This is a genomic window from Hartmannibacter diazotrophicus (genome assembly GCF_900231165.1).
In the GTDB taxonomy this organism is placed as follows: domain Bacteria; phylum Pseudomonadota; class Alphaproteobacteria; order Rhizobiales; family Pleomorphomonadaceae; genus Hartmannibacter; species Hartmannibacter diazotrophicus.
The window spans coordinates 2,185,443-2,201,109 of record NZ_LT960614.1 but is presented as its reverse complement, the minus strand read 5'-3'; the positions used below and the strand labels follow the sequence as shown (position 1 = coordinate 2,201,109).

Annotated in this window: 19 protein-coding genes, 1 tRNA gene and 1 pseudogene; 14 read left to right on the top strand and 7 right to left on the bottom strand. The window is 63.0% G+C overall.

Translation table 11 applies throughout. From position 1 onward, the window contains the following. The first annotated feature begins 28 nt into the window (after positions 1-28). Both HDIA_RS10350 and HDIA_RS10345 read left to right on the top strand, forming a co-directional pair. Positions 29-1,039 carry an aldo/keto reductase gene (locus HDIA_RS10350; RefSeq protein ID WP_099556092.1) on the top strand — a complete coding sequence of 337 codons (1,011 nt, stop codon included), beginning with the start codon at positions 29-31 and terminating at the stop codon, positions 1,037-1,039. 115 nt (positions 1,040-1,154) lie between these two features. After that, positions 1,155-2,321, top strand: a complete 1,167-nt coding sequence (locus tag HDIA_RS10345) for a hypothetical protein (protein ID WP_245884230.1) — start codon at positions 1,155-1,157, stop codon at positions 2,319-2,321. Positions 2,322-2,408: 87 nt separating this feature from the next. Here the strand turns inward: HDIA_RS10345 and HDIA_RS26090 are convergent. Next, a pseudogene (locus tag HDIA_RS26090) lies at positions 2,409-2,600 on the bottom strand (IS5 family transposase); the annotation flags it as partial. A 97-nt stretch (positions 2,601-2,697) separates the two neighbouring features. Here HDIA_RS26090 and HDIA_RS25305 point away from each other — a divergent pair. Next, entirely contained in the window at positions 2,698-2,973 is a 276-nt protein-coding gene (locus HDIA_RS25305) for a hypothetical protein (RefSeq protein ID WP_157775487.1), read from the top strand. Between the two features lie 175 nt (positions 2,974-3,148). Here HDIA_RS25305 and HDIA_RS10340 read toward each other — a convergent pair. Next, positions 3,149-3,240 (bottom strand) — tRNA-Ser (locus tag HDIA_RS10340). Positions 3,241-3,730: 490 nt separating this feature from the next. Here HDIA_RS10340 and HDIA_RS10335 point away from each other — a divergent pair. From HDIA_RS10335 to HDIA_RS10325, 3 genes are read left to right on the top strand one after another with little or no spacing between them, the layout of a single operon-like run. Then, positions 3,731-4,192, top strand: coding sequence for a DUF983 domain-containing protein (locus tag HDIA_RS10335; protein WP_099556091.1), 462 nt, complete (start codon positions 3,731-3,733; stop codon positions 4,190-4,192). Further along, complete coding sequence (locus HDIA_RS10330; protein ID WP_197708127.1) at positions 4,192-4,938, top strand: NUDIX hydrolase; 747 nt, start codon at positions 4,192-4,194, stop codon at positions 4,936-4,938. The genes HDIA_RS10335 and HDIA_RS10330 overlap by 1 nt, the downstream gene beginning before the upstream one ends. Beyond that, the gene (locus tag HDIA_RS10325; protein WP_099556090.1) at positions 4,935-5,543 is read left to right on the top strand and encodes a GNAT family N-acetyltransferase; all 609 of its coding nucleotides are present in this window, start codon (positions 4,935-4,937) and stop codon (positions 5,541-5,543) included. Before HDIA_RS10330 ends, HDIA_RS10325 begins: the two co-directional genes overlap by 4 nt. Here HDIA_RS10325 and HDIA_RS10320 read toward each other — a convergent pair. Continuing rightward, the gene (locus tag HDIA_RS10320; RefSeq protein WP_245884229.1) at positions 5,533-5,979 is read right to left on the bottom strand and encodes a paraquat-inducible protein A; all 447 of its coding nucleotides are present in this window, start codon (positions 5,977-5,979) and stop codon (positions 5,533-5,535) included. The two genes, HDIA_RS10325 and HDIA_RS10320, sit on opposite strands and share 11 nt — an antisense overlap. 250 nt (positions 5,980-6,229) lie before the next feature. Here HDIA_RS10320 and rpmG point away from each other — a divergent pair, with 250 nt between their 5' ends. Further along, complete coding sequence (gene rpmG, locus HDIA_RS10315; protein WP_099556088.1) at positions 6,230-6,397, top strand: 50S ribosomal protein L33; 168 nt, start codon at positions 6,230-6,232, stop codon at positions 6,395-6,397. A gap of 244 nt (positions 6,398-6,641) precedes the next feature. On the opposite strand, the gene HDIA_RS10310 is transcribed toward rpmG, so the two are convergent. Next, a complete protein-coding gene (locus HDIA_RS10310) occupies positions 6,642-6,974 on the bottom strand; it encodes a DUF6949 family protein (protein ID WP_197708126.1) in 333 nt (110 codons plus the stop codon). Between the two features lie 281 nt (positions 6,975-7,255). On the opposite strand from HDIA_RS10310, the gene HDIA_RS10305 reads away from it, so the two are divergent. Next, positions 7,256-7,921: a hypothetical protein gene (locus HDIA_RS10305; RefSeq protein ID WP_099556087.1), complete on the top strand. Its 666-nt coding sequence runs from the start codon at positions 7,256-7,258 to the stop codon at positions 7,919-7,921. A gap of 59 nt (positions 7,922-7,980) precedes the next feature. On the opposite strand, the gene HDIA_RS10300 is transcribed toward HDIA_RS10305, so the two are convergent. Together HDIA_RS10300 and cysE are read right to left on the bottom strand one after the other, a co-directional pair. Beyond that, entirely contained in the window at positions 7,981-8,187 is a 207-nt protein-coding gene (locus HDIA_RS10300) for a DUF3126 family protein (protein WP_099556086.1), read from the bottom strand. Positions 8,188-8,410: 223 nt separating this feature from the next. Further along, positions 8,411-9,256: a serine O-acetyltransferase gene (gene cysE, locus HDIA_RS10295; protein ID WP_099556085.1), complete on the bottom strand. Its 846-nt coding sequence runs from the start codon at positions 9,254-9,256 to the stop codon at positions 8,411-8,413. 278 nt (positions 9,257-9,534) lie between these two features. Here cysE and HDIA_RS10290 point away from each other — a divergent pair, with 278 nt between their 5' ends. Continuing rightward, positions 9,535-10,326 carry an enoyl-CoA hydratase gene (locus HDIA_RS10290; protein ID WP_099556084.1) on the top strand — a complete coding sequence of 264 codons (792 nt, stop codon included), beginning with the start codon at positions 9,535-9,537 and terminating at the stop codon, positions 10,324-10,326. Positions 10,327-10,344: 18 nt separating this feature from the next. Here the strand turns inward: HDIA_RS10290 and HDIA_RS10285 are convergent, their stop codons facing one another. Then, entirely contained in the window at positions 10,345-11,094 is a 750-nt protein-coding gene (locus tag HDIA_RS10285) for an alpha/beta fold hydrolase (protein WP_099556083.1), read from the bottom strand. Positions 11,095-11,321: 227 nt separating this feature from the next. Between HDIA_RS10285 and HDIA_RS10280 the strand changes: the two genes are divergently transcribed. The 5 genes from HDIA_RS10280 to HDIA_RS10260 all read left to right on the top strand — a co-directional run bounded on the left by HDIA_RS10280 (position 11,322) and on the right by HDIA_RS10260 (position 15,645). Beyond that, the gene (locus HDIA_RS10280; protein ID WP_099556082.1) at positions 11,322-11,567 is read left to right on the top strand and encodes a zinc-finger domain-containing protein; all 246 of its coding nucleotides are present in this window, start codon (positions 11,322-11,324) and stop codon (positions 11,565-11,567) included. Between the two features lie 53 nt (positions 11,568-11,620). Further along, complete coding sequence (locus tag HDIA_RS10275; protein WP_197708125.1) at positions 11,621-12,844, top strand: FAD-dependent oxidoreductase; 1,224 nt, start codon at positions 11,621-11,623, stop codon at positions 12,842-12,844. Positions 12,845-13,126: 282 nt separating this feature from the next. After that, a complete protein-coding gene (locus HDIA_RS10270) occupies positions 13,127-13,888 on the top strand; it encodes an ABC transporter permease (protein WP_197708124.1) in 762 nt (253 codons plus the stop codon). Between the two features lie 46 nt (positions 13,889-13,934). After that, entirely contained in the window at positions 13,935-14,591 is a 657-nt protein-coding gene (locus HDIA_RS10265; protein ID WP_099556080.1) for an ABC transporter ATP-binding protein, read from the top strand. A gap of 250 nt (positions 14,592-14,841) precedes the next feature. Next, positions 14,842-15,645, top strand: coding sequence for a response regulator (locus HDIA_RS10260; RefSeq protein WP_099556079.1), 804 nt, complete (start codon positions 14,842-14,844; stop codon positions 15,643-15,645). Positions 15,646-15,667 lie beyond the last annotated feature (22 nt).

Sequence of the window (15,667 nt, the reverse complement as noted above, 5' to 3'; positions counted from 1 at the left end):
TGCCAACAGAACCAGAGGAAATAAACTTATGTCATTGAAGGACATTCTCCCCAGCTCGCTTGGCTTTGGTGCAGCACCGCTCGGCAACATGTTCCGCGCCATTCCAGAGGCCGAAGCGCTCGCGACCGTGGAAGCCGCTTGGGCAGATGGCATCCGGTATTTCGACAATGCGCCGTTCTATGGTGCCGGCCTCGCGGAGATCCGCATGGGCGCTGCGCTGGCGGACAAGCCGCGTGCCGGCTACGTCATCAGCACCAAGGTCGGTCGGCTTGTGCTCGATGAAGAGGAGGACCGAAGCGAGATCAGCTTTGGCGACAATGGTGTCTTCAGGTACGGCCGTCCGAACAAGGTCGTCGACGACTATTCCGCCGAAGCGACGCTCAAGTCGATCGAGGGCAGCCTGGAGCGGCTTCAGACCGATCGCATCGATATCGTCTGGGTCCATGATGTTGCCCAGGACTTCTACGGCGACGCATGGCTGTCCGTGTTCGAAAGCGCGCGCCTCGGCGCCTTCCGGGTATTGGACAGGCTCCGCGACGAGGGCGTCATCAAGGCCTGGGGCCTCGGGGTGAACCGGGTGGAGCCGATCGAGCTTCTCCTGGAACTCGAGCAACCGCGCCCGGATGGGTTTCTGCTGGCCGGTCGCTATACGCTCCTCGATCACGATCGGGCGCTCCAGCGCGTCATGCCCGCCGTCGCCGAACGGGGTCTGGGCATCGTCGTCGGTGGCCCCTATAGCTCCGGTGCGCTCGTCGGCGGCCCGAATTTCGAGTATGCGCCGGCAACGCCGGAAATCCTTGTGCGTGTGGCCCGGATCAAGGAGATCGCGGACCGGCACGGCATATCGATGAAGGCCGCCGGTCTGCACTTTGCGCTCGCCAATCCCGTCGTCGCCGGGGTCATCCCGGGCGCCAGCCGTCCCGAGCGCATAGCAGAAGACAGTGCTGCCTTTGCGGAAACGATCCCGCCCGAATTCTGGCGCGACCTGCGCAGCGCCGAACTGGTCAATCCCGCAGCTCCCCTACCGTCGGATAGCTGAGCTCACGCCCTTCCTTGCAAAAAGGCAAGCACGACCAAGACCATAGCAAGATCCGCAAAGCCACCGTACCGCGTCACGCCTACCGTCGTCCTGACCAGACCAGGAGGACGCTGCGGTGAAGAGGGTTCGGTTACTCGTCGGAGGGCCAAAGTTCGCCACATCCGTCATGTTGGTGGGAGTGGCAACAAGTTTCCTTCTCACCGCATTCCCGATGGGCGCCGCGGCGCACGTCAAATGGTTCGCGCCATATATCGCCGCCGCCCAGCCGGCACCGGTCGGCAAAACGCTCGCCGATCGCTGGTTCTGGCTCGGCATCTGCCTCACGCTCGTCTTCTTCGTCGTCACCCGCATTGTCGAGAAGAGCCGGTTTGGCGCGGGTGCGCTCGACGTGCTTGACGGCCTGACCACCCCTCTCTGGACACGGGTCGATGACTACCTGCGTGCGATCATTGCCGCATTCTTCGTGGCCGTATTCGCGGTCGGCGGAATCTATCTCACACCTGACCTAAAGACTCCTGCGGAATGGGTATCCTGGCTTCAACTCGTTCTCGCCGCGCTGATCTTCTCGCGCCGAACCATGCCTTTCGCGGGTTTCGGGATCGTCGGCTTATGGCTCCTGGCACTGCGGGACTACGACCTTTTTCACCTCCTGGACTACCTCTCACTGGGCCTGGGTGTGGCCGCATATCTCTTCCTGGAACCATTGTCGCGCGAGACATGGAGATCACGAAGGATCGAGGCGCTTCGTTGGGGACTGGCCGTCGCGCTGATGTGGTCGAGCCTCGAAAAATTTGCCTATCCGACCTGGTTTTATCCGCTGGTCGTCGAACGACCCTTTCTGACGTTCGGTCTACCGCGCGACGTCTTCATTCCGATGGCGGGGGTCGCGGAATTCACACTTGGTTTCGGCCTGGTCTGGACGCCTCTTATCCGAAGGCTTTCCGCGATTGCGCTTCTCGTTATTTTCACGGCAGCGGTCTGGCCCTTTGGACGCACGGACCTGATCGGACACGGGCTGATCATGGCTGTTCTGCTCGCGGTTGCCGCCGATCCCAGTCGGCAGACACAGTTCCTGCCCGCGTTCAAATCGCCTATTTCCAGTATCCCGGTCGGCTTGCTGCTAGCCTTCACCCTGTATGGGTCGCTCTACTGGGGTCTACACACGACGATTTATGGTCGCGATCAATCTCTCGGCGACCGGCCGATCGAAAAGACTACGCACAGCTACAGTACCGAATATCCACATGGGCCAGACAAAGTCTCGCCGGACGTCTCCGACTAGCCTCGACAGCTGGCGTGAACTTCAGCTTGCCGTCAGGGTTCGACATGCTGCGACGGAAATACCCGGCCTTCCGGATTAGGCGGCGTGGATTGCATCGGCATCGCAGCCCTTGTCGGCAAGCAAAGCATTCGGCGTGCGCTCGGGCAGGCCGATCAGGGTGTAATAGACTTTGCAGTCTGGCGCCTCGCCGGCCGTCAGAAGGAAGGCGAGCGGTCGTCCGATGGCATCAGCCAAGCAGCGACGCTTACTGGTGAACCCGCCCCGCGAGTGGCCAAGAGCAATCGATCAGTCAATCATGCCAACGCCGCCATCCTTTTTGCCGGCGCTGGAGATTCCAAGGCTATCCGACAAAGTGTCTGACTTCAGGAGTTGGACAATGGACTGGTGGAAGCGGCTTTTTGGCGGGACGAGCGACAAGTCACTCGACGGAGCAATGTATCAAGTTGCCAAAACGCTCTACAGCGGGGACGGAAAACGCTCTGCTGAAATTCGCAAGTTCGACAACGGACAAACCTATTTGCTTGAAAGCGAATGGGTGGACGGAGCCGAATTCAGAGAACGACATGGGGGGAGAATGATTGGACCGTTCCGCTCCCCAAAGCATGCAGAACGATTTATCGTCACCGCAGCGTGGTTTAGCGGAGCAGAATAATCGGAGGCTCTCACACAGTCCGAATTTGTCTACGCCGCCTAGTACCCCGGGAAAATACCCCGTCACAGTTCGGCTTGTCGCAATCAGCAGCAAATACTGCCGAACCAACTTGGGACGACGCCACTTGTTATTCCAAGGGGGAGTTGAGCTTTTCGGCACAGTGCCGAAGAAAAAGTGGCGGAGACGGAGGGATTCGAACCCTCGATACCCTTTTGGGGGTATGCTCATTTAGCAAACGAGTGCCTTCAGCCTCTCGGCCACGTCTCCAGCGGCGCCATGCCTAGAGGATCGTGCGGATTCGGTCAAGCGAAAGTCGCAACAGATCGAAGGGTCTTGTCCGGACCAGCCTCATTGCACCGAACGGCCGGCATTCCGGCAGATTTGCCCCTTCCCGCCCGTCCCGCAATCGGCTCTGCGTTCGCCATGTCAGCGACCGATCGGCACAGCCCACTTCCATGGCCGGCTCAATCGCATTAAGACTGGGAAAACGGGTCATCGGGAAGGATGCCGGAGCGCATTCCGATCCGATCGCCGAGACGATCTGCAAGGCATTGCCTTGCGCTTTCGCTCGAAGGCTGCCGGACCGGTGGAAACCGCATCGCCCCGACCCTCAAAAGAGCACCGGGCCGCGCGCATATCCTTGGCAGGACCGTCGGAGCGGGTCTTGAGGGTGCTGTGGAGCCGGGACGAACCACCCGAGCGATCCGATGACCGCACGAATTCGGCTGAACGCCGCACTGGCTGGAGCAGATGACGCATGACGATTGAGACGTGGAAGCCTGCCGCACCGGAAGACGAGCTGCCGAAGCGCCCCTTGGGCCCGGCCATGCGGTCCGGCTTCCTTTGCCGCTGCCCCGCCTGCGGCAACGGGCGGCTGTTCCGCAAATACCTCAAGGTCGTTCCGGCCTGCGAGGCCTGCGGCGAAAACCTCTCGCACGAGCGATCGGACGACGCGGCCCCCTATTTCACCATCGTCATCGTCGGCCATGTCATCGTGCCGCTGGTCCTGATGGTGGAAACGGCCTTTCATCCGGTGCTCTGGCTGCAGATGACGCTGTGGCCGACACTTGCGCTCGTCATGTCGCTCGCCCTGCTGCAGCCGATCAAGGGTGCGGTCGTGGGCTTCCAGTGGGCGCGCTACATGCACGGCTTCGATCCCCGCTCGCAGGAGGGAGACGACATCCCGCGCGATCCTGCCCTCAGCGTCGAGACCGCCTGATGAACGCGCCGATGCACGGGCGCACCGGCAACCGGACCGGCGCCAACGGCGAGAAGCCCGGCTACCTCCGCCCGAAGGATGCGGCGACCATCCTGATCCTCGACAAGACGCTGTCGGGTATCCGCGTGCTCATGGGCCGGCGGCCCGCCAAGGATGCCTTCATGCCGGCGGCTTACGTCTTCCCCGGTGGGCGGGTCGATCCGACGGACGGCCGCGCCTTCGCGGCGAGCGAACTCGATCCCATCGTCCGCGACCGCCTGATGGACCGCATGCGGCCGAAGCCGAGCGCTGCCCGGGCGCGCGGGCTGGCGCTTTGCGCCTTGCGCGAGACCGCCGAAGAGACGGGCTACCTGATCGGCAAGAGCGAGACGGATCTTGCCCGCGTGGTCTGCGAGGACTGGGCGCCCTTTCGCGATGCACGCGTTGCGCCAGACCTTGGCGCGCTTCGGCTCCTTGCGCGCGCCATCACGCCGCCGGGACGGGTCCGCCGATTCGACAGCCGCTTCTTCGTCGTCTGGGCCGACGCCATCGCGCTCGCGCCGGACGGCGTCGCGGGGACCGGCGAACTTGAGAACATCGCCTGGCCGACACTCGACGAGGCGGACGATCTGGAACTTCCGCGCATCACACGCTCGGTGATCCACGACCTGAAGAACCGGCTCGTCAAGGATCCGGCTTTGTCACCTGGTGGCCCCGCCGTCTTCTACCGTCCCGTCGGGGAGACTTTCGTGCACGAGACGCTATGACCGCCAAGGCACTCGCGGACGGCTTCCACCCGGTTCCAAAGGGCAAGATCGCAACCGTTGTCACCTTCCTCGAGCGGACGGTTGCTCCCGAGGGCGCGCCATTTCCCTGCCCGGACGGTTTTCGCCTGGAGCGGGCGGATGGCATAGGCACCGAGGAGTTCCGGGCGCTCTTTCGCCGGATCGGCGAGGACTGGATGTGGTGGTCGCGCCTGGCGATGGACGAGACGGCGCTTGCGGCGCTCCTCTCTGACCCTCGCCGTGACATCCAGCTCGCGAGGCGCGGCGACGAGGCTGTCGGCATCGTCGAACTCGACTTCACCGATCCGGCCAATGTGGAGCTTGCCTTCTTCGGGCTCGTTCCGGGCATCGAGGGCAAGGGCATCGGCCGCTGGCTGATGGACGCCGGTCTCCGGATCGCCTTTGCAAGCCCCGAGACGCGGCGGGTCTTCGTCCACACATGCCATTTCGATTCCCCGCGCGCCCTGCCCTTCTACATGGCAAGCGGCTTTCGCGCCTATGACGTGCAGGTGGAGGTCTGCGACGATCCGCGGCTCGTGGGTCTCCTGCCGGAGAGCGCCACGCCGCAGGTGCCCGTCATTTGCTGACCGCCCTCACCTTCTCCAGGACCAGGCTGGCCAAAGCGGCGGAAAGCGCCGAGGCCAGATAGAACCAGAGGCCCGGCTGGGTGACGGCGGTGGCAAAGCCGCTCGTCTTGGCCGCAAAGATCACCAGCGCCACGATCAGCACATCCATCATCGACCATCGGCCGAGCGCGTGCAGATGCCGGACGATGGAGGTCGCCGCGCCAAAGCCGCCGAGGAACAGGGCCGTCAATTTCATCAGCGGAAAGACCAGCGAGGCCAGACAGACCACGAACGCCAGCAGGCGGTCGCCGTCGGTCCAGAGCTGCAGCAGAATCGCGACGAGCGAGGGCGCTTCCTCGAAAAAATAGAGCCGGTCCACCGTCAGCAGCGGCAAGGTCGCGCCGAGGGGAAAGGTCAGCGCAGACACGAGCAGCAGAAGCGCAAAAAGAACTTGCAAGGGGTCCGGTCTCCAAAGGCACACGCCCTCTCTTACCAAGTCCGGCGCCGCCTTACCAAGACCGGGGCCATTCATCGGGCCCAGCAAGCGGCCAGCCCAGTTCCGCAGATGAAATGTCGCCGGGGCAGACTGTGAAGGATCCTTGACATTCGCCGCGGTTTGACTAGTTTGCGCCGCAACTGTCGGCCCTTTCGGACCGGCCTCGGCCAGCGCGGCCGAAATTCCTCTCATTCGGAAGGATGTTGGCGTCATGGCCAAGGCAACGACCATCAAGATCAAGCTGCTTTCGACGGCAGACACGGGCTTTTTCTACGTCACCAAGAAGAACTCCCGCACCATGACCGACAAGATGGTCATGAAGAAGTACGACCCGATCGCGCGCAAGCACGTCGAGTTCAAGGAAACCAAGATCAAGTGAGTCCGCCGGCGCGTCACCCGCGCCAGCGACACACCATCGATGAATGCAAAGACGGCGGCCTTTCGGGCCGCCGTTTTGTTTTTGAAAATTTGTTTCTGAAAATCGGTGACGACGGGCTATCGAAGGAAGGCCCTTGAAACGGCAAGAGCCCGGCAAAGCCGGGCTCCAACGGGTCATCATCGGCCGTCGACTTCGAGGCTCCCTCATCCGGCCTCGGCGCCAGCCCCCAGGTCTCCTGACCGGATCAGGTGAAGCTGTGGCCCAAGGCCATGCACAACGAGACCACGACGGTGCCCGAACACAGGCTCCATCCGCCGGCGATCAGCGTGGTGGCGAAGAGCCAGCTGACCGGGCGATGCTCGATCCGGCGCGCGCGAAGCGCATTGCGCATCAGGATCACCGGACCTGCGAACATGCAGGTGATGATGGCGGCGATGACGGGAAAGGTCCCCTCCTCGGCAAGCTCGAAGCGACAGGGCCGGGTCGTGACCAGCTGATAGAAGGACGCAATCACCCCGGACGCAACGAAGCCCGAAAGCGTCACCATGAATGCTGCATAAAGCTCCGTACCCGTCATACCCCAAAGCCTCCAGAGCCATCAAACTGGCACAAAAAACAGGACTGTTGGTCTCACTGGAGCAATCGCCGTACCGTTTGGAAAAAGTACCGCATTTACGGGAAATTAACCACGATAATCGATCTTGCAGCAATAGTTTCATACTCAGATTTGTGCCTTCCCGGTACAGTTCCGTTTCAAAATGGGAGGCGGCCACGTCGACCAGGACCAGCCCGATCGATCTCAGCCAAAGCGACTTCGAGGTGCGCCGATTCCGGCGAACGGAGCGGACGAGCTGGCCTTTGCGCCTTGCCTCGATTTCGCTGATGATCGCGGGGGCGATGCTCGTGATCAATTTCGGCCTCAGGTGGTCGTCGGATCTATTCGAAACCGAAGACAAGTCTTCCGATCCGACGCCGCTCGCCGTGAGCGTCAACGGCATGCGCCTCACCGTGCCCGCGAACATGATCCGCTATGGAAACGAACGGCGGGAGGGCGAGGTTTTGCGTCTCGATCTGCAGATTCACTGGCCGTCGCTGGAGGGCTATACCAGCGCGACGGCGAAGGACTTCGCCGACACGTCCGCAACGCCGCCCTTCTTCTATCTGACGATCCAGAAGCAACAGTCGGCCACCGACAGCGCCGGACGGCTGTCCAGCGTCTACCAGCACTTCTTCACTGATGACCGGCTGAAGGCCCCGGAGGGGCTGGTCGGGAGGAAGCTTTCGGAAGATTCCGGCTTGCCCGGCGAGGAGGTCTATTTCGAGCCCGGTTCGACCAGGCCCTTCACCGTGCATTGCATGCGAGAGGACGGCACGGGCTACCCGACGACCTGCATCAGCGAGGTCAATGCCAGCGGGGGACTTTCCGTCCAGCTGCGCTTCCGACGCGGGCTCCTGCCCGAGTGGCGGGAACTGTCACGGGCCATGAATGCCCTGATGGTCCGTTTCGGCGTCTTTCCGAGCTGACGCCTTGAACAGCGGGAGGCCGGAGCAGCCCAAGAGACTGCTTCCGGCTTCCGAACTGGTCAGTCTTCAAGATCGACGTCGAGGATGGCCATATTGAAATTGTAGTCGCCATCCTCCTCGTCCTTGAAGACGATGCCGATGAATTCCTCACCGACGTAAACTTCCGCCGAGTCATCCTTCTTCGGCCGCATCCGCACGCTGATGGTGGGCGAATTGAAGGTCCTGCGCAGGAAGTTTTCGATTTTCTGGAGTTCTTCGCTGGTCAAAAGCGTTTCTCACCTTGCTTTGGCATCCGGCTCCCGGCGGCAAACGGGCCGCCGAAAGCGCTTGAGAAAGCCGTATGACACAGCCGCGCGGCGCTTCCAACCCTTGGGTCGGGAATTTCCCGAACTACGATTGAAAGCCCCGACGAAGCCCCTGTGTCCAACCCGAGGCCACGTTCCCGGCGGCGCGGATTGCAGGCGCCACTCGCCGGCACCCGCGTGACAGTTAGTTGCCGGGTTCGGATGCGGCCAGCATCTGGTCCATCGTGCGCGCCGGTTCGGAGCAGCCCGCCTCACCGACCACACGGGCCGGCACGCCAGCCACCGTCGTGCAGGGCGGCACGGGCCGCAGCACCACCGAGCCGGCGGCAACGCGCGAGCAGGCGCCGACCTCGATGTTGCCGAGCACCTTCGCGCCCGCACCGATCAGCACGCCCTTGCGGATCTTCGGATGGCGGTCGCCCGATTCCTTGCCGGTTCCGCCCAGCGTCACGCCCTGGAGGATCGAGACGTCGTCCTCGATCACGGCTGTCTGGCCGATGACGATGCCCGTGGCGTGATCGAAGAAAAGCCCGCGGCCGAGCTTGACCTCGGGATGGACGTCAACCTGGAAGACCTCGGACATGCGCGACTGGAGATAGAGCGCCAGATCCTGACGCCCGCGCATCCACAGCCAGTGAGCCAGCCGCTGGGCCTCGATGGCATGAAAGCCCTTGAAATAGAGCAGCGGGTCGATGAAGCGGTCGCAAGCGGGATCGCGATCGAAAACCGCACCGATGTCGACCCGGAAGGCCTCGCCGATGGAGGCATCGTCATCGATCGCCTCGCGGAAGGCCTGACGAATCATCGCGGCAGGCACGACGGAATGATCGAGCCGGTCGGCGACCCGCTCGGCAACCGCATCCTCCAGCCGCGTCTGGTCGAGGATCGTGCGATGGAGAAAACCGCCGAGCGCCGGCTCGCGCGAGACGACCGCCTCGGCCTCTTCGCGCAGGCGATGCCACACCGGATCGACCGTCTCCAGCCGCCGGACCGGGGTCCGCGCGCCGCTACCCATTGAGGAATTTGCCATGTCTCCGCCTTCCGGGACTTCTGCGCTTTTTGGGCCCTTTCAACGGCCGTATCGCAAGCGCCCGCCCTTCCCTGTGTTTCGATCAGCTTGGCCCCGTGTTTGGGTCAATTTGGCGCACTTTAGCACAGCTTCGGCAAAAGTTGCTTCACTCGGCCCTCAAAGTCGATAACGAGATGTTGAATGCATCGCGCAGTTCCCCGACATGGTGCGGACCCTCGTCCGTCATCGTCGGCGGCCATTGCGTTTCATGCCAACCGGACAAGGAAAGAAGCCCGCCCATGGCCGAGCAAGGCGAAATCAGAACGTTCATCGAAGGCAATGTCGGCTGGCTGGTTGTGGACAACACACGGCGCCACAACGCGGTCTCCTTCGCGATGTGGCAAGCCCTGCCGGCGGCCGTCGCGGCGCTCGACGCCGATCCCGCCGTCCGGGTCATCGTGTTGCGCGGCGCAGGCGAAGAGACGTTCATTTCAGGCGCCGATATTTCCGAGTTCGCGACGGTGCGCAGGGACGCCGAGACGTCGCGCGCCTACGAGGCCGCCAACGAAGACTCCTTTGCGGCGCTCCGCTCGGCGTCCAAACCGACCATCGCGATGATCCGGGGCTTCTGCATGGGCGGCGGCATGGGGCTTGCCGCCGCCTGCGACATCCGCATCGGCGCGGAAGGCGCGACCTTTGCCATTCCGGCCGCCAAGCTCGGCCTTGCCTATCCGCCCGACGCCATCGCCGACTTCGTGCGTCTGCTGGGTCCTTCGAGCACCAAGGACCTGATCTTCACCGCCCGGAAGTTCGACGCGGCCGAAGCCAAGAGCCTCGGCTTCCTCGACCGTCTCGTTGCCAGGGATGCGCTTGCCTGCTACGTCGCCGACTATGTGGCTGGCCTTGCCGATCTTGCACCGCTGACGCAGATGGCCGCGAAATCCGCCATTGCGACGCTCGAAACGCCGCCGGGAAGCCCCGAGCGCAAGGCCGCGCTTGCCGCCGCCGACCGCTGCTTCAACAGCGCCGACTACGCGGAAGGACGGGCCGCCTTTGCCGAGAAGCGCAAGCCCGCCTTTTCGGGGCGATAGGCCTCGGCCTGCGCGGTTTTACAGCGCGTCGAGGAATTCCAGGACGCCGGCCTTGTAGACCTTGTCGCCGACGGCCAGCATGTGGTCGCGACCCTCGATGTTGAGCGCCTTGCCGTTCGGCAACAGCGCTGCCAGTTCGTCAGCCGAGCCCGCGACAGTGTCCTTGGTGCCAACGGCGACGAGGACCGGATGCGTGATCTTGCCGACATCCTCCGGGCTGACCTTCTGGCGAATGGAGCGCATGCAGGCGGCCAGCGCCTTGAGGTCGCTCTTGGTCTGCTCGGCGAAGGCACGGAACATGCGCCCGGTCTGGTCCGTGACGTCGTCGATGGACTTGGCCTCCAGCGCCTCCACGATGGGCGCCGAGCCTCCGACGCCGGAGACGAGCCCCATGCCGAGGCCGCCGAAGATGAGGCCGCGGACACGGTCCGGCGCCTCGAGCGCCATGATGGAGGCGATGCGCGCGCCCATGGAATAGCCCATGACGTCGGCGCTCTTCAGGCCGAGATGGTCGAGCAGCGCCACGGCGTCGCTAGCCATCTTCGAGGACGTGTAATCCTCCGGATCGTAGAGCTTGACGCTTTCGCCGTGGCCCCGGTTGTCGATGGCAAGCACACGCCGGCCCGCCTTGGTCAGGGTCGTCACCCAGCTCGTGTAGCTCCAGTTGATCATCTTGTTGGAGGCAAAGCCGTGGATGAGAAGGATCGGCTCGCCCTCCCCCTCGTCGAGGTAGGAAAACTCAAGTCCGTTGTGGCTGAAACTCGGCATGCTTTGTTCCGGTCAATGGCAATCTGGCCGACTCGCGGCAGGTGTGGCGGGGAGCATAGCGTTCGAAGCCGCTCCGGTGCGTAGAAACTGCTGCACCGATGACGACGGTGTTTCAATGCCCGGCTGTTCTCAAAATCCCCGAAACCGTCTACACATCCCCGCACCGAGCGGATAAGGTGCGCCGCATCGTCGCTCCACGTGTTGCGAAATCAGGAAAGTCGATCCTCATGGCTCATTCGGTCGTCCCGCATTTTCAAAATGACGCTGGCGTGGATGTCGTCCGCATCGGCGCACGCGAATTCATGTGCGTCGGCGCCAAGCCCCCGTTCGACCATCCGCATGTCTTCCTCGACATGGGCGATGACGACGAGAAGATCTGCCCCTATTGCTCGACTCTCTACAAGTATGATGCTTCGCTGCACGGCACGGACTCGGTTCCGGCCGGCTGCGCCTGGGACGTCGAGGCGGCCTGAGCATCCTTCTGGCCCGACGTGGTCCGGATGGAAGAAATTGTCTGGAGACTGACGTGTCCTTTGATGCGGATGCCCTGATCGTCGGTGCCGGCGTCGCGGGGCTGACGCTGGCCCTGGTCCTTGCGCGACAGGGCCGGCAGGTGGTCCTTGCCGAACGGGCAAGCGCACTGTCGGAAGTCGGAGCCGGCATCCAGATTTCACCCAACGCCGCGCATGTCCTGCTCGCGCTTGGGCTTGGGCCGGAGCTCGCCAGGAAGGGCGTCGCGATCGAAGCGCTCCGCGTCTTCGATGCCCGGCTCAACCAGCCGATCGCCACGCTGCCGCTCGGCGCATCGGCGGCCAGCCGTTATGGCGCTCCCTACTGGAATTTTCACCGGGCCGATCTGCAGTCCGTCCTGCTCGACGCCGTTCGCGCCGAACCGAATATCGCCCTCAAGCTCGATTGCCCGCTCGGCGAGGCGCAAGAGACCGAGGATGGCGTTGCCGCTCGTCTCGGGATGGAGGACAAGCCGGTCCGCGTGCCCGTGCTGATCGGCGCCGACGGCGTGCGCAGCGAGGTCCGCACCCGGCTTCTCGGTGGCGCTCCGGCGCGCTACTCCGGCAAGATCGCCTTCCGGGCGACGACCCCTGCGGAAAGCCTGCCCGACGGCCAGCGCGACCAACTCCTCGGCGAGACCAATCTCTGGATGGGCGCCGGCCGCCATCTTGTCCACTATCCCGTCCGTTCCGCGCGGGAACTCAATCTCGTCGCGATTCTGGCCGCCGACTGGCGCGAGGAAGGCTGGGATCATCCGGCCTCGCCCGTGGATGTCCTCTCCTGCTATCAGGACTGGCCGCGCCAGGTCCGTCATCTGCTTGGTCTGCCGAAAACCTGGCGCAAGTGGGCACTCTGCGCCGTCGATCCGTCGGGCCCGTGGGCCAGAGGCCGCATCGCGCTCATGGGAGACGCCGCCCACGCGATGCTGCCAACCGCCGCGCAAGGCGGCGCCATGGCCATCGAGGATGCGGCGGTGCTCGGGTCCCTGCTCTTCGGCCACGGCGACATTCCGCAGGCGCTGAAGCGATATGAGGCCATGCGCGGCGCCCGCGTGCGGCGGGTGATCGACACGGCCAACCGCAATGTCGAGGTCTACGGCTTTTCCGGACTCAAGGCGTTTGCCCGAAATGCGGCCATCGGTCTCTTCGGCGAGGTCGGACTGCGCTCGCGGATGGACTGGATCTACGGCTGGAAACCGCCGGAACTGGCGGCGGAGACATCGCTCCCCCGCTCCGCCTGATCCTGCCAAGACGCCGGGCAAGACACCGGGCAAAACGCCGGCAACGTTACGATTTGTTCACCTGACCCGGCGCAGCTACTCGTCTAGAGTTTTCGAAAGAAAACAATCGCCTCCGGATCATTTCCGGTCGGGGTCATTCCTGGCAATGACACTCGGGCGACAGACAACGGCCATCGTGATGCGGCCGGATCAGGGAGTTCACCGTGGGGTCATTCGCCACGCGTCCTTTCACGCCCCTATCCAGAGACGTCATCGCCAGCGCCGGTGATGAAGGTTCCGCCGATGCGTGCTGAGAACCGCCGTTTCGTCGGCCCGCTGCTGTCCGCCGTTTCGCTCGTGCTCGTCTGGTCGGCGCTCGCCGTCCTGATGGAGAGCCGTTACCTGCCCTCGCCCTGGGCCGTCGTCCACATCATGATCCAGGAGATCGCGAGCGGCGACTTGCCCTACCACCTCTCCGTCACGCTGGGCCGGGTCGCCGCGGCCTTCACGTCGGCCATGCTCATCGGCTCGGCGATCGGACTTGCGATGGGGCGCAGCCGCGCGGTCAACAGCGCGCTCGACGTCTGGCTCATCGTGCTGCTGAACATTCCCGCGCTCGTCATCATCATCCTCGCCTACATCTGGTTCGGGCTCAATGAATCGGCCGCGATCGGCGCGGTCGCGCTCAATAAGCTGCCCAACGTCATCGTGACGGTACGCGAAGGCGCCCGGGCGCTCGATCCCGATCTCGACCAGATGGCAAAGGCCTTCCGGCTCGACTGGAAGAAGCGCCTCTTCGAGATCGTGATCCCGCAGCTTCAGCCCTATCTGGCGGCGGCGGCGCGCTCCGGTCTCTCGCTCGTGTGGAAAATCGTGCTGGTGGTCGAACTCATGGGCCGTTCCAACGGCATCGGCTTTCAGCTCAATCTCTTCTTTCAGCTCTTCGACGTTGCCAGCATCCTTGCCTATGCGCTCTCCTTCGTCTTCGTCATGCTGACGATCGAAATTCTCATCCTCCAGCCCCTGGAAGCTCATGCGAACCGCTGGCGCGTCCGTACCGTTTGAAATCCACATCGACGAAAAGCGGTTCCGGGGGGCGGATGGCTCTTCCGTGTTGGCCGTCCAGGGTCTGTCTCTCGCGCTTCAGCCGGGAAGCTTCACCGCGCTGATCGGCCCGTCCGGCTGCGGCAAGACGACAACGCTGCGCATCCTTGCCGGGCTCGACCATGCCTACAAGGGCGAAGTTCATCTGCCGGCGGACACCCGCATCGGTTATGTCTTTCAGGAGCCGCGGCTGCTGCCCTGGCGAACGGTGGACCAGAATGTCCGGCTCGTTCTGCCGACGCCCGATGCGAACGACCCCGCCTCTCTCTACGCGGCGCTCGGCATTTCCGACATGACGCAGCGCTTTCCGACCGAGTTGTCGCTGGGTCTCGCCCGCCGCGTCTCGATCGCGCGGGCGCTCGTGATCGACCCCAATCTCCTGCTGCTCGACGAGCCGTCGACGTCGCTGGATGAAACTACGGCACAGAAACTGCGCGCGCTCATCCTGGAGGTCTGGCTAGGCCGCCGCACCACGACGCTGCTGGTCACGCACAATATCCGCGAGGCGATCCAACTCGCCGACCGGCTGGTGCTGCTTTCCCGGCGTCCAAGTCACGTGCTTGCGGAGATCGCTCTCGATACGCCGCATCAAGAGCGTGGCGAGGACTTCATTGAAGCCAAGCGCCAGGAACTGATGGTCCGGTTTCCCGAGACGATCGCCTGACGCAACGGTGCACGAGGGTCTGCCTGGCAATCGCGGACGGGTTTGGCAGCGTCCGGGTCTCGGCCTGTCTGACGTCGTCAGATATCTTCCGGGTGCTGCCGACAGGCGCCTGAGGCCACTCGATTCCACCTCGACCACAGACGGCGCCCGTCCTTTTTCTGCGAGTTCCATTCAATTTAAATCCATTTAGAATTTTTTATGCTCATTGTGCTTATGGTTCGCTGAATTTTTTCGCAGGGTTTCATGGCTGATGAACAACATCACCAAGATCAAACCGATCAAAGTCATGATCGCCGACGATTCGTCGACGGTCAGGAAATTTGTGGAAATGGCGCTGACGGAAACCGGAGTGCAATGTGAGTTCGCGCTTGTCTCCGACGGCCGCGAAGCGATCGAACGACTTGAGAGCGAGTCCTTCGACATCGCGTTTCTCGACATCCACATGCCGCATATCAGCGGCGTGGAAGTCATGGGCGCGCTTCATTTGAAGAAGAGCGACACCTTTGCCATTTCGATGTCGAACTCGCTCACAGACCATTCGGAGTCTTTGCTGAAGGCGTTCGGCGCCTATGATTTTCTCACCAAACCCTTCAGCAAGCTCGATGTCGGCCTTGTCCTCAATACCTTCACCACCATCAAGAAGCCGTTCGACATTCTGGTCGTGGACGACTCGGCGACGGTGCGCAAGATCGTGCTGAAAGTGCTCAGCCGCAGCATCTTCAACCTCAATGTCGTCGAGGCGGAGGACGGGCATGGCGCCCTTGACGCGGTCCGCCGCCAGACCTTCCGGATTGTTTTCGCAGATTTCAACATGCCGGGCATGACAGGCATGGAACTCGCCGAGCAGCTTGCGGTCGAGGCCAACAAATCCGACGTGATCCTGATGTCGACAGAATATTCAGACGCGCTCGATCAGGCCGCGCAGAAAGTTGGCGCCTGCGCCTTTTTGCGCAAACCTTTCTACCCGGAAGACGTCGATTCCGTGCTGCATCACCTTTTCGGGCTGCGCCATCCGCATTTCAGCAAGCATGTCCGCTTCTTTGCGATGACCTGAGGCACTTGTTCGACGCGCCTTC

Excerpts from the sequence above, each read along its gene's own strand:
- HDIA_RS10280 (WP_099556082.1), top strand. The coding sequence starts at position 11,322 with ATGGCTCATTCGGTCGTCCCGCATTTTCAAAATGACGCTGGCGTGGAT.
- HDIA_RS10330 (WP_197708127.1), top strand. The coding sequence starts at position 4,192 with ATGAACGCGCCGATGCACGGGCGCACCGGCAACCGGACCGGCGCCAAC.
- rpmG (WP_099556088.1), top strand. The coding sequence starts at position 6,230 with ATGGCCAAGGCAACGACCATCAAGATCAAGCTGCTTTCGACGGCAGAC.
- HDIA_RS25305 (WP_157775487.1), top strand. The coding sequence starts at position 2,698 with ATGGACTGGTGGAAGCGGCTTTTTGGCGGGACGAGCGACAAGTCACTC.
- cysE (WP_099556085.1), bottom strand. The coding sequence starts at position 9,256 with ATGGCAAATTCCTCAATGGGTAGCGGCGCGCGGACCCCGGTCCGGCGG.
- HDIA_RS10335 (WP_099556091.1), top strand. The coding sequence starts at position 3,731 with ATGACGATTGAGACGTGGAAGCCTGCCGCACCGGAAGACGAGCTGCCG.
- HDIA_RS10290 (WP_099556084.1), top strand. The coding sequence starts at position 9,535 with ATGGCCGAGCAAGGCGAAATCAGAACGTTCATCGAAGGCAATGTCGGC.
- HDIA_RS10285 (WP_099556083.1), bottom strand. The coding sequence starts at position 11,094 with ATGCCGAGTTTCAGCCACAACGGACTTGAGTTTTCCTACCTCGACGAG.
- HDIA_RS10270 (WP_197708124.1), top strand. The coding sequence starts at position 13,127 with ATGCGTGCTGAGAACCGCCGTTTCGTCGGCCCGCTGCTGTCCGCCGTT.
- HDIA_RS10350 (WP_099556092.1), top strand. The coding sequence starts at position 29 with ATGTCATTGAAGGACATTCTCCCCAGCTCGCTTGGCTTTGGTGCAGCA.
- HDIA_RS10325 (WP_099556090.1), top strand. The coding sequence starts at position 4,935 with ATGACCGCCAAGGCACTCGCGGACGGCTTCCACCCGGTTCCAAAGGGC.
- HDIA_RS10260 (WP_099556079.1), top strand. The coding sequence starts at position 14,842 with ATGAACAACATCACCAAGATCAAACCGATCAAAGTCATGATCGCCGAC.
- HDIA_RS10310 (WP_197708126.1), bottom strand. The coding sequence starts at position 6,974 with ATGACGGGTACGGAGCTTTATGCAGCATTCATGGTGACGCTTTCGGGC.